The organism is Sphingobium estronivorans (genome assembly GCF_008692605.1).
GTDB classification, from domain to species: Bacteria; Pseudomonadota; Alphaproteobacteria; order Sphingomonadales; family Sphingomonadaceae; genus Sphingobium; species Sphingobium estronivorans.
In genome coordinates, this window is record NZ_LFCT01000020.1 from 96012 (window position 1) to 114184 (window position 18173).

General features: G+C 64.9%; 18 protein-coding genes and 1 tRNA gene. 8 read left to right on the forward strand and 11 right to left on the reverse strand.

The features are described 5' to 3' along the window. Nucleotides 1-8 precede the first annotated feature (8 nt). The gene (locus F7P65_RS14895) at nt 9-704 is read left to right on the forward strand and encodes a lysophospholipid acyltransferase family protein (RefSeq protein WP_150293069.1); all 696 of its coding nucleotides are present in this window, start codon (nt 9-11) and stop codon (nt 702-704) included. Here the strand turns inward: F7P65_RS14895 and F7P65_RS14900 are convergent. Genes F7P65_RS14900 through F7P65_RS14920 form a run of 5 tightly spaced genes read right to left on the reverse strand, consistent with a single transcriptional unit; the run spans nt 701 to nt 6263 of the window. Next, nucleotides 701-1606 (reverse strand): prephenate/arogenate dehydrogenase family protein, encoded by a 906-nt coding sequence (locus tag F7P65_RS14900; protein WP_150293071.1) that lies wholly within the window; start codon nt 1604-1606, stop codon nt 701-703. The genes F7P65_RS14895 and F7P65_RS14900 overlap by 4 nt on opposite strands. Further along, the gene (gene hisC, locus F7P65_RS14905) at nt 1606-2703 is read right to left on the reverse strand and encodes a histidinol-phosphate transaminase (RefSeq protein WP_150293073.1); all 1098 of its coding nucleotides are present in this window, start codon (nt 2701-2703) and stop codon (nt 1606-1608) included. The genes F7P65_RS14900 and hisC overlap by 1 nt, the downstream gene beginning before the upstream one ends. A gap of 50 nt (nt 2704-2753) precedes the next feature. After that, nucleotides 2754-3704, reverse strand: coding sequence for a 2-hydroxyacid dehydrogenase (locus F7P65_RS14910; protein WP_150293075.1), 951 nt, complete (start codon nt 3702-3704; stop codon nt 2754-2756). A 55-nt stretch (nt 3705-3759) separates the two neighbouring features. Continuing rightward, on the reverse strand, nt 3760-5337 hold the full coding sequence (locus F7P65_RS14915) for a peptide chain release factor 3 (protein ID WP_150293077.1): 1578 nt from the start codon (nt 5335-5337) through the stop codon (nt 3760-3762). Between the two features lie 44 nt (nt 5338-5381). Continuing rightward, a complete protein-coding gene (locus F7P65_RS14920) occupies nt 5382-6263 on the reverse strand; it encodes an aldose 1-epimerase family protein (RefSeq protein WP_150293079.1) in 882 nt (293 codons plus the stop codon). Nucleotides 6264-6359: 96 nt separating this feature from the next. On the opposite strand from F7P65_RS14920, the gene F7P65_RS14925 reads away from it, so the two are divergent. Beyond that, nucleotides 6360-6887 carry a hypothetical protein gene (locus tag F7P65_RS14925; RefSeq protein WP_150293081.1) on the forward strand — a complete coding sequence of 176 codons (528 nt, stop codon included), beginning with the start codon at nt 6360-6362 and terminating at the stop codon, nt 6885-6887. Between the two features lie 13 nt (nt 6888-6900). On the opposite strand, the gene pheT is transcribed toward F7P65_RS14925, so the two are convergent. From pheT to rpmI, 4 genes are all read right to left on the reverse strand, one after another. Continuing rightward, nucleotides 6901-9291 carry a phenylalanine--tRNA ligase subunit beta gene (pheT, locus tag F7P65_RS14930; protein ID WP_150293083.1) on the reverse strand — a complete coding sequence of 797 codons (2391 nt, stop codon included), beginning with the start codon at nt 9289-9291 and terminating at the stop codon, nt 6901-6903. Further along, nucleotides 9288-10379 carry a phenylalanine--tRNA ligase subunit alpha gene (pheS, locus tag F7P65_RS14935; protein WP_150293085.1) on the reverse strand — a complete coding sequence of 364 codons (1092 nt, stop codon included), beginning with the start codon at nt 10377-10379 and terminating at the stop codon, nt 9288-9290. The genes pheT and pheS overlap by 4 nt, the downstream gene beginning before the upstream one ends. Nucleotides 10380-10557: 178 nt before the next feature. Continuing rightward, the gene (gene rplT, locus F7P65_RS14940; protein WP_007689504.1) at nt 10558-10920 is read right to left on the reverse strand and encodes a 50S ribosomal protein L20; all 363 of its coding nucleotides are present in this window, start codon (nt 10918-10920) and stop codon (nt 10558-10560) included. A 13-nt stretch (nt 10921-10933) separates the two neighbouring features. After that, on the reverse strand, nt 10934-11137 hold the full coding sequence (gene rpmI, locus F7P65_RS14945; RefSeq protein WP_007689506.1) for a 50S ribosomal protein L35: 204 nt from the start codon (nt 11135-11137) through the stop codon (nt 10934-10936). A gap of 157 nt (nt 11138-11294) precedes the next feature. Between rpmI and F7P65_RS14950 the strand changes: the two genes are divergently transcribed. Next, nucleotides 11295-13463 carry an AsmA family protein gene (locus F7P65_RS14950; protein WP_150293088.1) on the forward strand — a complete coding sequence of 723 codons (2169 nt, stop codon included), beginning with the start codon at nt 11295-11297 and terminating at the stop codon, nt 13461-13463. 205 nt (nt 13464-13668) lie between these two features. On the opposite strand, the gene F7P65_RS14955 is transcribed toward F7P65_RS14950, so the two are convergent. After that, complete coding sequence (locus tag F7P65_RS14955) at nt 13669-14541, reverse strand: tetratricopeptide repeat protein (RefSeq protein WP_150293090.1); 873 nt, start codon at nt 14539-14541, stop codon at nt 13669-13671. Then, nucleotides 14541-15296 carry an alpha/beta fold hydrolase gene (locus F7P65_RS14960; RefSeq protein ID WP_150293092.1) on the reverse strand — a complete coding sequence of 252 codons (756 nt, stop codon included), beginning with the start codon at nt 15294-15296 and terminating at the stop codon, nt 14541-14543. Before F7P65_RS14960 ends, F7P65_RS14955 begins: the two co-directional genes overlap by 1 nt. Nucleotides 15297-15435: 139 nt before the next feature. Between F7P65_RS14960 and F7P65_RS14965 the strand changes: the two genes are divergently transcribed. From F7P65_RS14965 to F7P65_RS14985, 5 genes are all read left to right on the forward strand, one after another. Next, nucleotides 15436-15522, forward strand: a tRNA-Leu gene (locus F7P65_RS14965). A gap of 190 nt (nt 15523-15712) precedes the next feature. Then, on the forward strand, nt 15713-16939 hold the full coding sequence (locus F7P65_RS14970; protein WP_150293094.1) for a tyrosine-type recombinase/integrase: 1227 nt from the start codon (nt 15713-15715) through the stop codon (nt 16937-16939). Nucleotides 16940-16961: 22 nt separating this feature from the next. Next, a complete protein-coding gene (locus tag F7P65_RS14975) occupies nt 16962-17471 on the forward strand; it encodes a hypothetical protein (RefSeq protein WP_150293096.1) in 510 nt (169 codons plus the stop codon). 107 nt (nt 17472-17578) lie between these two features. Beyond that, nucleotides 17579-17791, forward strand: a complete 213-nt coding sequence (locus F7P65_RS14980) for a helix-turn-helix transcriptional regulator (protein ID WP_150293098.1) — start codon at nt 17579-17581, stop codon at nt 17789-17791. After that, nucleotides 17788-18173 (forward strand): hypothetical protein (locus F7P65_RS14985; RefSeq protein ID WP_205452086.1); only part of this gene is annotated, 386 nt, incomplete at its 3' end. The genes F7P65_RS14980 and F7P65_RS14985, both read left to right, overlap by 4 nt.

Genomic DNA, 18173 nt, shown 5'->3' on the forward strand with positions numbered 1-18173 from the left:
TTTCCCCCATGCTCACCGCCCTGCGATCCCTGGTTTTCATGCTGGCCTTCTATATCGGCTCGGCGCTGTTCGTGCTGGCGGCGATGGCGGCGAATCTGGTCACGCCCCGCTCGATCCCGGCCGTGGCCACGCAATGGAGCCGCTTTCACCGCGCCTGCGTTATCTGGCTGCTCGGGCAGAAAATCCGCGTCGAAGGGGATTTGCCCAAAGGCCCCTATCTCTACATCCTCAAACATGAATCGATGTTCGAGACGATCGACCTGCTCTGCCTGCTCGATCGTCCGGCCATCGCTGCCAAGCGCGAACTGTTCGACATCCCGTTCTGGGGCGGCATTGCCCGCCGCTATGGCCTGATCCCGATCGAACGCAGCGCGGGGGCCACCGCCCTGCGCGCGCTGCGCGCCGCCGCCCGGGCCACGACGGCGCAAGGCCGCGCCGTCTGCCTTTTCCCGGAAGGCACCCGCGTTCCCCATGGCGAAAGCCCACCGCTGCTGTCCGGTTTCGCCGGCCTTTACGCGCTGCTCGGCCTGCCGGTGGTGCCGATCGCGATCGACAGCGGCCGCGTCTCCCCACGCGGCAAGTTCATGAAGCGCGCCGGCACCATCACCTACAAGGTCGGCGAGATCGTCCCTCCCGGCCTCGACCGCCGCGAAGCCGAAGCCCGCGTCCATGCGGCAATCAATGCACTGAACAAACCCGCTTAGTGCGAGCGGCCGAAGTCGGGCTTGGGATCGTCCTGTCCCTGTTCGATGATCGACCGGCGGATCGCCCGCGTCCGGGTGAACAGGTTGAACAGCGCATCCCCGTCATTCCACCGGATCGCCCGCTGCAACGCCGACAAATCCTCGGAAAAGCGCTGGAGCATTTCCAGCACCGCTTCCTTGTTGGCCAGGAACACGTCCCGCCACATGGTCGGATCGGACGCGGCAATGCGGGTGAAGTCGCGAAAGCCGCCAGCGGAATATTTGATGACCTCCGACTGGGTGACATCCTCCAGATCGCTGGCCGTGCCGACGATGGTATAGGCGATCAAGTGCGGCAAGTGGCTGGTCACCGCCAGCACCAGATCATGGTGCGCCGGGTCCATCATCTCGACATCGGCGCCCACGCGCCGCCACAGTTCAGCGACGCGCTCGACGGCGGCCGGATCGGCCTCCGCAGGCGGCGTCACGATGCACCAGCGTCCCCGGAACAGCGAGGCGAAGCCCGACTCCGGCCCGCTATTCTCGGTCCCCGCCACCGGATGCGCCGGAATGACGGTCCGGCCGGGCAACGCCGCGCTCAATTGCGCCAGCACATCGCCCTTGCACGATCCCACGTCGCTGACGATCGCCTCGGTGGGCAAATCATCGGCGATCTCCGTCGCTGCCACGCCCATGGCCCGCACCGGCACGCACAGCACGACCAGATCGGCGTCGGTCACGCTCGCGCCCGCCGTGTCGGTCACGTCGTCGCACAGATCGATCGCCCGCGCGATCTCCCGGACCCGTGCGTCGGCGTCATAGCCGGTCACCCGCACGGTCGGCATGGTCTCGCGGATCGCCCGCGCCAGCGAAGAGCCGATCAGGCCCAGCCCGATGATCGTGACCCGCGCGAAGGGCAGCATCAGGCCGCTTCCGCCATGGCGCGCAGCCGGGCGGCGACGCGGCGCATCTGATCCTCGCTGCCGATGGTGATGCGCAGGCCGTTGGGCAGGCCCTGTCCGGGCAGCCAGCGGGTGGCGAAGCCCTCATCCCACAGGCCCTTCATCGCCGCCTCGGCGCTCAGCTTGCCGTCGAACAGGATGAGGAGGAAATTCGCCTTGCTCGGCACGGCGCGCAGGCCATGGTTGGATAGCGCGGCGACTTCGCCCGCCAGCCATTCGCGCCACTGGCGGTTATGCACCCGGCTCGCCTCGACCCAGGCGGTATCGTTCACCGCCGCCACCGCCGCCGCCTGTCCGGCCGTGGTCACGTTGAACGGCGCCCGGATGCGATGCAGCACGTCGATCACATCGGCGCTGGCATAGCCCCAGCCGATCCGCTCGGCGGCGAGGCCGTAAATCTTGGAGAAGGTCCGCGTCACGAACACATTGGATGCCGTCCGCGCCAGTTCCAGCCCGCCATCATCCTCATCCGCGTCCAGATATTCGGCATAGGCCTGATCCAGCACGAACAGGATGTCGGGCCGCAGCCCCGCATGCAGCCGCGCAATCTCCGCGCGCGAGGTCATGGTGCCGGTCGGATTGTTTGGATTGGCGAGGAAGACGACCTTGGTCTTGTCCGTCACCGCCGCCAGCAGCGCATCGACATCGGTGGCATAATCCTGGTCCGGCGCGATCACGGGCGTGGCCCCCACGCGCCGCGCCGCGATGTCATAGACCGAAAATCCGTAGCGGACGTAGAGAATCTCATCCCCCGGCCCGGCATAGGCGCTCGCCGCGATATGCAGCAGTTCGTCCGATCCGGTGCCGTAGATCACCCGCGCCGGGTCCAGCCCATGCACGGTCGCAATCGCCTCGCGCAGCTTGGCTGCGCCGGGATCGGGATAGGTGGCAAGGTCCGCCGTCGCCGCCACCAGAGCGGCCCGCGCCGCCTCCCCCGTGCCCAGCGGATTTTCATTGGCGGACAGCTTCACCAGCACGCGGCCGTCATCGGCGGCCGACTTGCCCGGCACATAGGGCGAAATACCGAGAATCCAGTCTTTGGGGGCAGGCTTTGTCATGGCCCGCGCTTTAGCGTCATCGAAGCGAAACGCAAAGTGCCAGCATGTCCCTACACCACCGGGGTCAGCAACGGCTCCCCCGCCGCCCACGCATCCAGATTCGCCAGCACCAGATCGGCCATCCCCTTGCGCGTCTCGATCGTGGCGCTGCCCTGATGCGGTTGCAGCACGACATGATCCATGGCGAACAGCGCCTCAGGCACATGCGGTTCATCCGCGAACACGTCGAGGCCCGCGCCCGCGATCCGCCGGTCCGCCAGCGCCGCCACCAGCGCGTCCTCATCGATCACGCTGCCTCGGCTGATATTGACGATGAACCCCGCCGGCCCCAGCGCGTCGAGCATGGCGGCATCGACGAGTCTCCGTGCTTCCGGCCCGCCGGAGGTCGCGACGATGATGACATCGCTCTGCGCCGCGAAATCCAGCGCATCAGCGACATAGCGATAGGCGGTATCCGCCGCCGGCCGCCGGTTATGATAAAGGATCTCGCCTGCCACCGGCTCCAGCCGCCGGGCGATGGCGCGCCCGATCCTGCCCAGCCCCAATATCCCGATCCGCTTGCCCGTCACGCGGCCGCACAGCGCCGGCCTGACGCCCCGCGCCCAGTCGCCCGCCCGCACCATCCGGTCATGGGCGGCGATATGGCGCACCGTCGCATAAAGCAGGCCCACCGCCAGATCGGCCACATCGTCGGTCAGCACGTCGGGCGTGTTGGTGACACGGATACCCTTGGCCCGGGCATGATCGACATCGACCTTGTCATAGCCGACCGAAAAGAGGCCGATCATCTCCAGACGGGGCAAGGCATCCATGATCGCTGCGGAGGCGCCGACCGACCCGAAGGAAACCAGCGCCCACGCCTCCCGCACCTGCGGCGGCAGTGCGGCCGGATCGGCATCCGCCGCCACGGCATGGACGATAAAGCGCCGGGCCAGCGCGTCATCGAGATAGGGATAGAGCGGGCCAAGGACGACAATGGGGATGGGGGCGTTATCGGTCATGCCCGGCCTGTAGGATAAAGGACCTCCGGTTGACAGACGTCAGCCCGGCCCCGGCCTATCTTTCCTTGGTCGCGCTGAACCTGACCTTGGGATGGCGCTCCTGCTGGTAGCTAATGTCCCAGGCGCTCTTTGCCATGAAGACGAGGTTGCCGTCGCGATCCTTGGCCATATTGGCGCTGTTGAACGCGACCAGATCCTTGACCGCCGCGTCGTCCCCCGAAACCCAGCGCGCGGTATCGAAGGGCGACTGTTCCAGCCCCGCCGCGACCTTATATTCCGCGTCCAGCCGCGAAATCAGCACCTCCAGCTGCAACTGGCCGACGACGCCGACGATCCAGTTCGACCCGATTTCGGGATAGAAAACCTGAATCACGCCCTCTTCGGAAAGGTCGTCCAGCGCCTTGCGAAGCTGCTTGGTCTTGGTCGGGTCCTTGAGCGCCACGCGGCGCAGGATTTCCGGCGCGAAATTGGGCAAGCCCGTGAAGCGCAGGCCCGGCTTTTCGGACAGCGTGTCGCCCACGCGCAGCGCGCCATGATTGGGAATGCCGATGATGTCGCCGGGAAAGGCTTCGTCCGCCAACTCACGATCCTGCGCGAAAAACAGGATCGGGGAGTGGACGGCCAGCGGCTTGCCGCTGCCCGACGGAGTTAGCTTCATGCCGCGCCGGAACTTGCCTGAAACCAGCCGCATGAAGGCGATGCGGTCGCGATGCATCGGGTCCATATTGGCCTGCACCTTGAAGATGAAGCCGGTGACTTCATTCTGCTCCGGCTCGACGGCGGCGGGTTCGGCGGGCTGGGCACGGGGCGGCGGAGCGTGCTGGCCCAGCGCGTCGATCAGTTCGGTCACCCCGAACAGCTTCAGCGCCGATCCGAAATAGACGGGGGTCAGGTCGCCCGCCCGGTACCGTTCAAGGTCAAATTCGGCATAGCCGCCCTGCGCGAGTTCCGCTTCCTCGCGCAGCTTCTCCAGCGCGCGGGGGGACAGATAATCGGCCAGCCTGGGGTCATCGACACCGCTGAACTGATGCCGCGTGCCGTCAAATTCCTTGGATGGCCCGCTGGGCTGCATCAGCCGGTTGGTGGCGAAGTCGTAAATGCCCTCAAACTCGCCGCCCATGCCGACCGGCCAGCTCATCGGGCAGACGTCGAGCTGCAACTGGTCCGCCACTTCGTCGAGCAGGCCGAAAGTCTCGCGGCCTTCGCGGTCCACCTTGTTGACGAAGGTGATGATGGGCACGTTGCGCAGGCGGCAGACCTCGAACAGCTTGCGGGTCTGCGGCTCGATGCCCTTGGCCGCGTCGATCACCATCACGGCGCTGTCCACGGCGGTCAGCGTGCGATAGGTATCCTCGCTGAAATCCTCGTGGCCCGGTGTGTCGAGCAGGTTGAAGGTGATCGTGTCGCCATCGCGCGTTCGCTCGAAGGTCATGACCGAGCTGGTCACGGAAATCCCGCGCTGCTGTTCGATCTTCATCCAGTCCGACCGGGCGCGCCGGTTCGCGCCGCGCGCCTTCACCTCGCCGGCCAGGTGGATCGCGCCGCCCTCCAGCAGCAGCTTTTCGGTCAGCGTGGTCTTGCCCGCGTCAGGGTGCGAGATGATGGCAAAGGTGCGGCGGGAAGGAATGCTCATGGGCGGCCCATATAGCGAGTCCTTCCGGATTCGCCAGCCGTGCCTCAGCCGGCGATGCCAACATCCATGCGGAACCGCCGCTCCCCGCCGGGGGCGAGCCGCATGATGCCCTGCTTTTCCCACACATCGCCGGTAAAACCGACCGGATCGGCCATCCCGGCCCAAGGCTCGACGCAGAGATAGGGCGCGCCCGGCTTCTGCCACAGCCCAAGCCAGGGCGTGTCGGGAAAGTCGATCCGAAGCCCGGTCCGCCCCGGCACGCCCCAGAACAGGCTGCGGCTCTCCAGCCGGTTCCAGATCAGCGCGTCCCCCTCGAACATGGCATGGGTCGGCGCCAATATCTTGCCCTCGACCGGCGACGGCGCGCTTTCCAGCGCGATCAGGCCCGGCTCATCGCCCACCTTGCGGATCGGCGCGGGCTCGGCCTTCTCGAACAGCACCCGATGCTCTTCCGCCGTCCCGCCATAGGGGAGAGGCCAGGCAAAGGCGGGGTGGTAGCCAAAGGAAAAGGGCATGTCGGTGCCGCCCCGATTGGCGACCGTCGCGGTCATCCGCAATGTCCGCCCCTCGACCAAGAAACGCATGTCCAGCCGAAAATCGAAGGGATAGGCCGCGCGCGTCTCCGCATCCGCCTCCAGCCGGAAGGTCACGGCATCGGCGCTGCGTTCTGCCACGGCAAACTTCTCTCGCCGCGCAAAGCCATGCTGCGGCATCGGATATTCCCGGCCCTCGAAACGATAGGCATCATTCCGCGACCGCCCGACAAAGGGAAAGAGCAAGGGCGCATGCCCCGTCCACCAGCGCGGATCGGCATCGGTCATCAATTCACGCCCGTCCGCATCCTTGAACGACCACAGCTCCGCGCCCAGCGGATGGATGCTGGCGCTCAGGCCGTTCGAAGCGATGCTGATGAAATCGTCCGCCATGGGCTCAAATCTCCTTGGGCACCGGCATAACGATGAAGCCGGCAAGGAACCACGCCCTATCTCAAGCGGTTGCAGAAGCAACACGGAGAAAAATGAATGAAATGGATCGGGGTAGCTGCGCTACTGTTCTTGTCGACCTCCGCCATCGCGCAGGAGCAGGGGAAAAAAGACGACACTCTCAAAAAAGCCGGCAACATCGCCACCCAACCGGCCCGGGACGTCGGCATCGACAAGGGCAAGATTCCGCAAGTCCTGCAAGATGCGGTGGAGAATCCTTACAGGCGCCCGCCGTCGCGGACCTGCAAGGGGCTGAAATCCTCGCTCGATGAACTGGACGCCGTCCTTGGCCCGGATTTCACCGTCAGCCAGAAGGCCAATGAGAACCGCACCGGCAAGATCGCGGAAGCGGTCGGCAAGACGATCGTCAATTCGATCATCCCCTTTCGCGGCCTGGTGCGGGAGATCAGCGGCGCCGCGCCTGCCGAGCGTCGCCTGCAAGCCGCCGTCACCGCCGGCATCGCCCGGCGCGGCTATCTGCGCGGGCTGGCGGCGGACAAGGGCTGCAAGATCATGAGTCCGCCGCCGACCCCGCAGGAAAAGGCAGAGGGCGCCGCCGGAAAATAGGCGCCCCCCAACCTCAAGCCCGGAGCGTGCCGCCCAGCTTCCCGGCGGCCGTGACCACCGCCGCGCTGATCGCGTCCAGCTCCTCCTGGGAGAAGCTTTTGTCACCCGGCTGAAGCGTGATTTCGATGGCCAGGCTCTTCTTGCCATCCTCCACGCCCGGACCGACGAAGACGTCGAACAGCCGCGCATCGACAATCGCCTTCTTGTCCGCGCCCTTGACCGCGCGGACCAGCGCATCGGCCTCGACCGACGGGTCGACGAGGAAGGCAAAGTCGCGCTTCACCGCCTGCAAGGCGGGCGGCGCATAGGGCGCGCGCATGAAGCCGCTGGCCCGCTTGGCCGGAATCGCGTCGAGGAATATCTCGCCTGCGACGACCGTACCGGCCAGCCCGAATTGCTTGGCAAGGCTGGGGTGCAGCACGCCAAATTCGGCCAGCACCATCTTCGGCCCCAGCCGCAGCGTGCCCGACTGGCCCGGATGATAGGCGCTGGATGCATCGCCGAAGCTTTGAAGGTTCGCCACCGGCGCACCGGCGGCCGCCAGCAGGGCGATCACCTCGCCCTTGGCGTCGAAGGCGGAGAAAGCCTGTGCCTTGCCCGTCTGCCAGCCGCGCGCGACCTTCTCGCCCGCCAGTACGAAACCGACCGTCGCCCGCTCCCAACTCCCATCATCCTGGCCGGCAAAATAACGCCGCCCCAGTTCGAACAGCCGCACCGCAACCGCCCCGCGATCCATGTTCCGCCGCGTGGCCGACAGCAGGCCGGGCAGCAGCGAGGGCCGCATGACCTTGAGGTCTTCGGAGATCGGATTGGCCAGCGTCCAGTCGCCGCCGCCCACGGAGGCGGCTTCCTTGTCCGACAGGAAGGACCAGTTGATCGCCTCGGCCAGCCCACGCGCCGCCGCGGTGCGACGCACGCGCCGCTCGACCAGTTGCTCCGTGGTCGCGGTCGGCTTGGCCACGCCCGGCATGCGGGGCAGCGGGGTGGAGGGCACCTGATCCAGCCCGACGATGCGCACCACTTCCTCGACAATATCGGGCCAGCCGTCGACATCGCGGCGCCAGCTCGGCACGGTTACAGTCCAGTTCGCGGAGAAGCTCTCCTCGACCCCGAAGCCAAGCCGCTCCAGAATCCGCTTCTGCTCGGCTTCCGCTACATCGACGCCGGCGAGCGCCAGACATCGCGCCGGGTCGTAGCTGACGGTTTTGCTGGCCACCGGCGGCGTACCCGCCCGCGTCGCCTCGCTCGCCGTGCCGCCGCACAGCTTCACCACCAGATCGGTCGCGATCGACAGGCCATCGTCCAGGAAGGCCGGGTCCACCCCACGCTCGAACCGCCCGCGCGCGTCGCTGGTCAGCGCCAGCTTCTGCCCCGTCACTGCGATCCGTTCCGGCGTGAAATAGGCGCATTCGATCAGCACGTCCGTCGTGCCGTCCTGCGCGCCGGAATGTTCGCCGCCCATGATGCCGCCAATGTCGTGCACCGCTTCATCGTCGGCGATGACGGTCATCGTCTCGTCCACGGCGTAGGTCTTGCCGTTGAGCGCCAGCACCTCTTCACCGGTGCGCCCTTTGCGCGCCACCAGTCCGCCCTTCAGCGTCGCCATGTCGTAGACATGCAGCGGCCGCCCCAGATCGATCATGATATAGTTGGTGATGTCGACCAGGGTGCTGATCGGCTTCTGCCCGATGGCCTTCAGCCGTTTCGCCATCCACGCGGGCGATGCGCCGTTCATCACGCCCTTCACGGTCCGGGCGAAGAAAGCCGGGCAGCCATCGGCGTCCTCGACCCGCACATCCGGTCCCGGCCCGACGCCCTCGACAGTCGGCACGACAATCGCGTTCAGCGTGCCAAGGCCCGCCGCCGCCAGGTCGCGCGCGATGCCGCGCACGCCCATGCAATCCTGCCGGTTGGGCGTGATCGACACGTCGATGACCGGATCGTCCAGCCCGGCCCATTGCGCATAGACCTGCCCGACCGGCGCATCGGCGCCCAGTTCGATGATCCCGTCATGATCCTCGCCCAGTTCCAGTTCGCGGAACGAGCACATCATGCCGTTGGATTCGACCCCGCGAATGGCGGTCTTCTTGAGCACCATGCCATTGACCGGCACCACCGCGCCCTCGGTCCCGAACACGCCGACCAGACCGGCCCGCGCATTGGGCGCACCGCAGACGACCTGCAACGCGCCATCGCCCGCATCCACGGTCAGCACCTGCAACTTGTCCGCCTGCGGATGGGGCTCCGCGGTCAGCACCTTGGCGATGCGGAAGGGGGCGAGCTTCTCCGCCGGATTTTCCACGCCCTCGACCTCCAGGCCGATATTGGTGAGGCCCTTGAGGATCGTCGGCAGGTCGGCGTCGGTCGCCAGATGCGTCTTGAGCCAGCTCAGCGTGAACTTCATGCGCCCACTCCTCCGCTCAGCGTGGGCACATCCAGCGCCGAGAAGCCATAATGTTTCAGCCAGCGCAGATCGCCGTCGAAGAAAGCGCGCAAGTCGTTCATCCCATATTTCAGCATGGCGAGCCGGTCGACGCCGGTGCCGAAGGCAAAGCCCTGCCACTCATCCGGGTCGAGGCCGCACGCCTCGATCACCCGGCGGTTGACCATGCCGCTGCCCAGCACTTCCAGCCAGCCGCCGCCCGGCGCGTCGCCGTCGCCGCCGATCACCCGCTGGCCGTTGGTGAGGGTGTAGCCGACATCGACCTCGACCGAAGGCTCGGTGAAGGGGAAATAGCTCGGCCGCAGCCGCAGCACGATGTCGTCGCGCTCGAAAAAGGCCTTGAGGAAGGTTTCCAGCGTCCACTTCAGATGCCCAAGGGTGATGCCCTTGTCGATCACCAGCCCCTCGATCTGATGGAACATCGGCGTATGCGTCGCGTCGCTGTCCGACCGATAGACGCGGCCCGGCGCGATGATGCGGATCGGCGGCTCCCCGTTCATCATCGTGCGGATCTGCACCGGCGAGGTGTGGGTGCGCAGCAGCATCTTTTTGCCCGATTCAGCATCGGGGAAGTAGAATGTGTCGTGCATCGCCCGCGCCGGATGCGTTTCCGGAATGTTGAGCGCGGTGAAATTATGCCAGTCGTCCTCGATCTCCGGCCCGGTGGCAACGGAAAAGCCGAGATCCGCGAAAATCTCCGCCAGTTCGTCCATCACCTGGGACACCGGATGCACGGACCCCTGCGCACCCGGATCGGCGGGCAAGGTCATGTCGATCTTCTCGGCCGCGAGCCTGGCGTCGAGCGCCGCCTGCTCCAGCGCCGCTTTCCTGTCGGCCAGCGCCGCCGTCACGCTCTCTCGCAAATCCTGGATCGGTGGGCCTTTTTCCAGCCGTTCCTCGGGACTCATGCCGCCAAGGGTCTTGAGCAACCCCGTCACCACGCCATTCTTGCCCATGGCGCCGACGCGCAGCGCTTCCAGCGCGTCGAGCGTATCGGCCGCGGCAATGTCGGCGATCAGGCCGGCTTTCAGATTGGCAATTTCACTCATTCCAGTGTCGTTCCCGATAAGGCGGAAATATGGGCGCGCCTTAGCGGGCCGCGCCGCGCAAGGAAAGGGGCGGGCGGCGTTGGATGCACGCCGGGACCCGTCCCTTGCCGCATAAGCAAAAGGGCGCCGAAGGCTTATGCCCCGGCGCCCCTTTGACGATCTTGCGACCGGTCTAGGCTCAAGCTGCGGGCAGCGCAGCCTTCGCCTGGGCGATGATGGCGCTAAACGCCTCGCCTTCGTGCATCGCAATGTCGGCCAGAACCTTGCGGTCCAGCTCCACGCCGGCCAGCTTCAGGCCGTGCATGAACTGCGAATAGGTCAGGCCCTCGGCGCGGACGCCGGCGTTGATGCGCTGAATCCACAGACCACGGAAGGTCCGCTTCTTGACCTTGCGGTCGCGATAAGCGTACTGGCCGGCCTTTTCGACAGCCTGACGGGCGATGCGGATCGTATTCTTGCGACGGCCATAATAGCCCTTCGCCTGATCCAGAATCCTCTTATGCTTCGCCTTGGTGGTCGTACCACGTTTTACGCGTGCCATGTGCCTCTACTCCTTACTTCAGGCCGTAGGGCGCCCAGAGGCGCACATGAGCCACGTCGGCGTCGGACATGACCGAGGTGCCGCGATTCTGGCGGATATACTTTGCGTTGTGGCTGATCAGGCGGTGACGCTTGCCAGCGACGCCGTGCTTGACCTTGCCGGAAGCGGTGAACTTGAAGCGCTTCTTCACACCGCTCTTGGTCTTGAGCTTGGGCATTTTCGTCTCCTTTTTCAGCGCGACGATTACGGACAGCCACGGCAGCCCTGGTTAGCCGGGCAGTCCTTCCGAATATCGCGAAGGGCGGCCCATAGTCGGAAGCATCCCCGAACGCAAGCGATTCGGACCCAAAATACGCGCACGGCGTTGAGCCGTCATGGCCGATGCCGATCCTCCCCGGCCGGACCGTCCGGCGCAGGCGGTGCCGCACCCCGGCGGCGCGCGCCAGCATTTCCACCGCGCCCGCGAGCGTTGGCGCGGACTGCCCCTGCCGATCCGCATCCTGCTCTGGATGGTCGGGATCATCGTCGCGCTCTGGCTGATCCTGTTCATCACCAAGGGCCGATTCCTGAAACATCCGTTCGAACGCTTCCTGACCCACCGCCTGGAGCGCTCCGTCCTCGTCGGCGGCGATTTTCAGCTCTATTTCGATCCCTTCCTCATCAAGTTCCGCGCCGAACGGATGACGATCGCCAACACGCCCTGGGCCACCCGCCCCCACGTCTTCCGCGCCGACCTGATCGACAGCCGCATCGCCCCGTTCAGCCTGCTCTTCGGCGCCAAATACAAGATTCGCTGGCTCAACCTGCGCAACGCCGCCGCCGATCTCGAATGGTCGCGCGACGGCAAAAGCAATACATGGACCTTCGGCGATCCCAACAGGAAGGGCGAACCGCTCGACCTGCCGTTGATCCGCCGCGCCCTGCTGGCGGGCACGACCCTGCGCTATCGCGATCCCCGGATGCAACTCGCCACCGACATCGGCTTCGAAACGGTGACGACGCAGGACACCCGCTTCGCGAGCGACGTGCGCTTCTCCGGCAACGGCACCATGCGGGGCCGCCCCTTCAGCCTGCGCGGCGGCCTGCTTTCCCCCAATGAAACGGTGACAGGGGGCAAGAACAGTCTTGCCCTGCACGCTCAGGCCGGCGCCACCATGCTGGAGGTCAGCGGCACCCTTCCCGGCGCGACCGAGATCGAGGGCGCGGACCTGCGCCTCATCACGGGCGGCCCCAATCTGGCCCTGTTGTTCGACTTCCTGGGCGTCGCTATCCCCGAAACCCGCACTTATCGCCTGACCTCCGCGCTCACCAAACAGGATGGCGAATGGCGCTTCACCCATCTCAAGGGCCATTTCGGCGACAGCGACCTTGCCGGGCGGCTGACCGTTTCGCTCCCCGACAACCGCCTGCTGCTGAACGCCGACCTGACGACGCAGACGCTCGACATCGTCGATATCGGTCCCGTCATCGGCTATGATCCGCAAAGGCTGGAGGCGCAGGGCGCGAAAGGCGCGATCACCACCGTCAATGGCACGCCGCGCATCCTGCCCGATGCGCCGCTCCGGGTCGAAGCCCTGCGCAATTTCGATGCCCGGCTCAAATATGAGGTGCGCCGCGTCCGGGCGGAGCATGTCCCGATCTCCAATATCGGCCTCACTCTGGCGCTCGACCACAGCTTGCTCACCCTGTCGCCGCTGACCTTCGACATGTCGGGCGGCCATGTGAGTTCCGACATCGCCATCGACGCGCGCGGCCATCCCGTGCGCGCCCGCTATGACGTCCGCCTGTCGCCCACGCCCATGGGCAAGCTGCTCGGCCGCTGGGGTGTCGAGGAATCGGGCACCACCGGCACGATCAAGGCGCGCGTGCAGTTGGCGGGACTGGGCGACACGCTCCATGATTCTCTCAGCACGTCGAACGGGCGCATCGCCGTCATCCTGCCCGCCGGTTCGATGTGGGCGCGCAATGTTCAGCTTTCCGAACTCGACGTCGGAACCTTTGTCACCAAGATGTTCGAGAAGAAGCTGAAGGAACCGGTCCAGATCAATTGCGGCCTCATCGCCTTCACCGTCCGCAACGGCGTGGCGGCGGCGGACCCCATCATCATCGATACCCGGAAAAACGTCATGCTGGGCCGGGGCGGCTTTTCCTTCAGGAATGAAAGTCTTGACCTCGCCTTCCGCGCCGACGGCAAGAAGTTCAGCCTCTTTTCCGGTCAGTCGCCCATCGGCCTCCACGGCAGTTTCGCCAGGCCCGGCATCGACGTCATCAGCCCCGAACTGATCGCGCGGGGCGGTGCCGCCGCTGCACTCGGCATCGCTGCCAGTCCGCTGGCCGCCGTCCTCGCCTTTGTCGACATAGGGGATGCCAAGAGCGCCGCCTGCGGTCCCGTCCTGGCCGGCGCGACCGCCACTGCCCAGCGCACGAAAAGCGGCAAGCCGCGCGACGATGTCGGCCGCGGCACCACCGCCAAGGATGAATCGGGCAAGGGCGGTCCGAAGGAGAAAAAGAGTCAGGAGAAGAAATTCCTGGGCATCTTCTGATCCGCCTGCAAACCGCCTATCGTCCGGCGGGCGTTCTTCCCGCGCTTTCGGCGCGACCGAACTGGTGCGCCATGGGGCGTCAGCGCATCATGCACGCCCATCTGCGCATCAACGGCGTGTCTGGTCGATTGGCGGGCCGATCAAGGAAGAGAGCGGTTTCTTGACTGTCCGATGACGCCATCTGACTGGAAAATCGCTCAAGCGATCAGGGCGTAGCCTTGGCCGCCGGCAGCCGCGACAGATTGTCGGCGGCGGCTTTACCTGCCGGCGAATCCGCCGCCAGCGTCACCGCGCGCTGCCAGGCGGAACGAGCCACATCCTCCTGATCGGTCAGGACGGCGATATTCCCCTCCTCCAGCGCGACGGAGGCATCGTCGGGCGACAGTTGCACGGCCCGCGCGATATGCGCCTGCGCCAGCTTCATTTCCCCCGAGCGACGGGCCAGCGTCGCCGACAGCAGCCACGCCAGCGGGTCCTTCGGCACCTGCTCCAGCGCGATGTCGAGCGAGTCCCGCGCGCCCTTGCTGTCGTTCAGCGCCACCAGCGCGCGGGCGCGGTCGAGATGAACCTCTCCCTTTTCCACGCCATCGGGCAAACCCCGCGCCAGCGCCGCATCGAAATCGTCGCGCGCCTTGGCCGCATCGCCGCCGGCCAGCGCGGCATTGCCCGCCTGCGCCCAGAGCCGTCCGCTCTGCACCATTTCGCCGCCTCGCTCCGCCTCATCGGCGCCCTGCTCGAAAGAGACGATGGCCGGCGCCCAGCGTTCGGCCCGGGCATAGGCAAAGCCCATGCAATTGCGGGCATAGAAGCTGCCGCCATCGATCCGCCATTGCTGGGCGAAGGCGACACCCTTTTCCGGCGATTCCACCGCCTGGTCGAGACAAGCCTGGAATTTCGCCGCATATTTGTCGGGTACCGGAATACGGCCATCGCTCGCTTGCGCTGGGGCGACGGGCGGAGCAGCGGCGGCCGACGCGGCGGCTTCCGCCTTTTCCTTGCGCTTGCGGTTCATGACCGCCTCGATCTCCGGATCATAACCCTGCGGGGCGAGCAGCAGCAACGGGAGCAGAAAGGGCATCAGAGGCTGTCCAAAAGGCTGGCAACGGTCCGGATCAGCAGCGCGATGTCCGGGTCGCGGGAAAGACGATGGTCGCCATCCTTAATCAGCAGCGTCTGCACATCGGATGAACGCAGCCGCTCGGCGATGCGCACGGCGGTATGCCAGGGCACATCGGGGTCCTCCTGTCCCTGCAACAGGCGGACCGGACAGTCGATGCCGATCTCGCCTGCGAGCAACCGGTTCGCCTGACCGGATTCCCAAAAGGCCAGGGTGGTCACATAAGGATCGTCGCCATAGGGCGTCGGCTCCAGCAAACGTCCCTCGGTCGCCAGCAACGCCTTGTCCGCGTCGGTGAAGCCCCATTCTGTGAAGTCGGGCGCCGCCGCGATGCCGACCAGCCCCGCCACCCGTCCCGGCCGCGCCAGTGCGATCAGCAGCGCCAGCCATCCCCCCATGGAGGAGCCGACCAGCACCACAGGCCCCTGCGTCAGTGAATCGATCAGCAGCAGCGCATCGTCGCGCCAGCTCGCCAGGGTGCCGTCCTCGAACCGTCCCTCGCTTGCGCCATTGCCCGCGTAGTCGAGCCGCAGCATCGCCCGCCCCTGCTCGCCCGCCCATGCATCGAGGGCGACGGCCTTGCCTCCGTCCATGTCGGACATATAGCCGGGCAGGAAGACGATCGTCGGCCCCACGCCCGGCCTGTGCCGGCAGGCAAGCCGCAGGCCATCGGGGCGGGCGAGAAAGGATGGCGGGGCTATGGCGGGGCTGGTCACGGCATTGTCTCCACGGGCGGGCGAGGCTTTCACAGGAGCCGTAGGAAGCTCCGGGCCAGGAGACCAGAAAAATAAAAATAATGCATGGAGCGCGTTGACAGCCCCCAGACCAGCGGCTAGTTGCGCGCTCCTACCCCGTGCCCAGATGGCGGAATTGGTAGACGCACCAGCTTCAGGTGCTGGCGATCGCAAGGTCGTGGAGGTTCGAGTCCTCTTCTGGGCACCATTTTTCCATTCCCCGTTGTAGCTAAGAGCATCGCCAAAATGGCGGAAAACTGCTAGTTTCTGGCATGTTCCGTCGCGGAGTGTGTCTCGATGTGCCTGGGCAATTCACCGATTCTGTGTACCTCACTGTGTCCATATTCGCGGCTGGTGCCGTCACTATGTACACACACGGTTTGTGAGGAGATGCGGCCATGGCGTTGAATGATGCCGCGATCCGAGCACTGAAGCCCCAAAGCCGAGGCTATGTCGTCGCCGATGAGAAGGGCCTCTGCCTTGAAATCGCCGTGAGCGGATCGAAGCTGTGGCGCTACCGCTATCGTTTCGCAGGCAAGCCGAGAAAACTTGCCCTCGGCCCCTATCCAGAGGTTTCGCTCAAGGAGGCCCGTCAGTATCGTGACGAAGCGCGCGCCCAGCTGCGAGACGGCATTGACCCGGGTGTTGAGAGGAAACGTGCCAAGCTCACCGCCGCGCTAAGCGCCGCCAATACGTTTCAGGCAGTCGCCGAGGAATATATCGAGCAAAAGCTGACCAAGGAGGGGCGCGCTGCCGTCACAGTCGATAAGGCGAAATGGTTGTTGCTTCAGCTCAAGCCGATCTCTGACCAGCCGGTTGCGGAGATCGAGGCGGTGGAACTCTATGCGGTGCTGCGGCGTCTCGAAGGCCAACGTAAACACGAAACTGCCAAGCGTTCTCGGGCTTTCGCCAGTCGTGTGTTTCGCTACGCGGTTGTGACTGGGCGCGCGAAGGCCGATCCGGCTGCCATGCTGGGAGGTGCGTTGATCGCGCCGAAGGTGAAGCATCATGCCGCCATTCTTGACCCAGCCAAGCTGGGCGAATTGCTCCGCAACATCGACGAGTATGAAGGTGCGCCCATTACCCGCCTGGCCATGCAGATCGCGCCGCATGTCATGGTCCGACCCGGCGAGTTACGGCAAGCAATATGGGATGAATTCGATCTCGAAGCGAAAATCTGGCGGATTGCTGTCGAGCGCATGAAAATGCGCCGCCTCCATGCAGTGCCCCTCTCGGATCAGGTCGTCGCGTATCTGCATGAATTGCGGCAATTTAGCGGTCCGGAGGGGTATGTTTTTCCGGCCTTCCACACCACACGTCGCCCCATGAGCGAGAACACGATGAATGTCGCGTTCCGTCGGATGGGATATTCCAGCGATGAAGTAACCGCCCACGGTTTGCGTACAACTGCGTCGTCGCTGCTGAATCAAAGCGGGTTATGGCATCCCGATGCGATCGAACGGGCACTCGCCCACGGCGATAGCGATGCTGTGCGCGGCATCTATAACCGGGGACAATATTGGGATGAGCGCGTAAGGATGATGCAATGGTGGAGCGGTTATCTTGACCGGCTGCGTAAAGGTGGTGAGGTCGTTCCGTTTGAACATCGACCATCCATCGCCTGATATTCTTGCATAGGAGGCTAGGTTGGCTGATCCGTTGGGAAACGAAGCCTGGAAATGGCGCGCGGTGCGCGAAACGGTCGAAGGGCAGCAATCTCCCAGCAGTTGTGCCCTCACTGATGGGCGGGTCATCTTTTCAGCCAGACCCATTCCCAAAGGCGCGCAACCGAATCTGAAGTTTCTCAGCCAAATTCTTCGCAGCGATGAGCCGTTGCCGCCAGTCGCTCGCGAATGGCTCGCCGATCTGTTCGATCCAGATGCGGAATCGGACTATCAGATCAAAACCCTCGCTCGCAGACGGCGCGGAGCCAAGCAGGTGGGCATTTCTAACAATTGGGATGCCGCTCGATATGCGTTGGAGCGCATGGATTGCGGGGATCAGGCCGATGATCCGCAAGCGCGCGATGACCGGGCCGATACGTGGGAAGTCGCTATCATGGTGGCTGCCGAAAAATTTCGCATATCAGAGTCGGCGGTTGAAGCGGCGGTGAAATCTTATCGGGAAGCGAAGGAAATTCACGATCAGATCGTTTAGCCAATGCCACCCCAGAAAATTACGGCTTTTCTTTGGGGTATGTAATTGCTGACCGGCGCCAAAATCTGATTACGGAAAGTGGCTGCCCTGCCAACAGGAGACAGCCAATGACACCATATAGCGAGGCCATTTCTCATGGCCCCAGATTCATCACGCTCTCGCAATTCTGCCAACGCTATCAGGTCAGCCGTTCCACCGTCTATCGACTGGCCCATCAAGGGGGCTTCTCAATCGTCAAATTTGGCAGATCGAGCCGGATCGCCTTGGACGAAGTTGAAGCGTGGGCACAGTCCCTCCCGGTGATGGGAGAGGAAAGGTGAGCAACGAAGAGCCTCTTCGTCTATGGCGGAACATACCGGAGGAAATGCAAAAGCGGCCGCAATGGTGCGTGTGTGGGCCCGAATATGATCGCAACAGCCCAAAGCGCCCCTTCAATCCGCTCACGCGCCTTCCCGCATCTTCGACAGATCCCGATAGCTGGGTAACATTCGAGGAAGCGGCGCAGTCGGGCGCGCGACATATCGGTTTCGTTCTTTCGGCGGATGACCCTTTCTTCGTGGTCGATCTCGACACTTACAAATCACAGGTGCCAGAAAACCATGAGCTGATTCTCGGAGTGATCGAAAGCTATGCGGAGCGCTCGCAGTCGGGTGCCGGTGCTCATGTGGTCGGGATGGGTGAGGTGGCCTCGCCTTCTTGGAC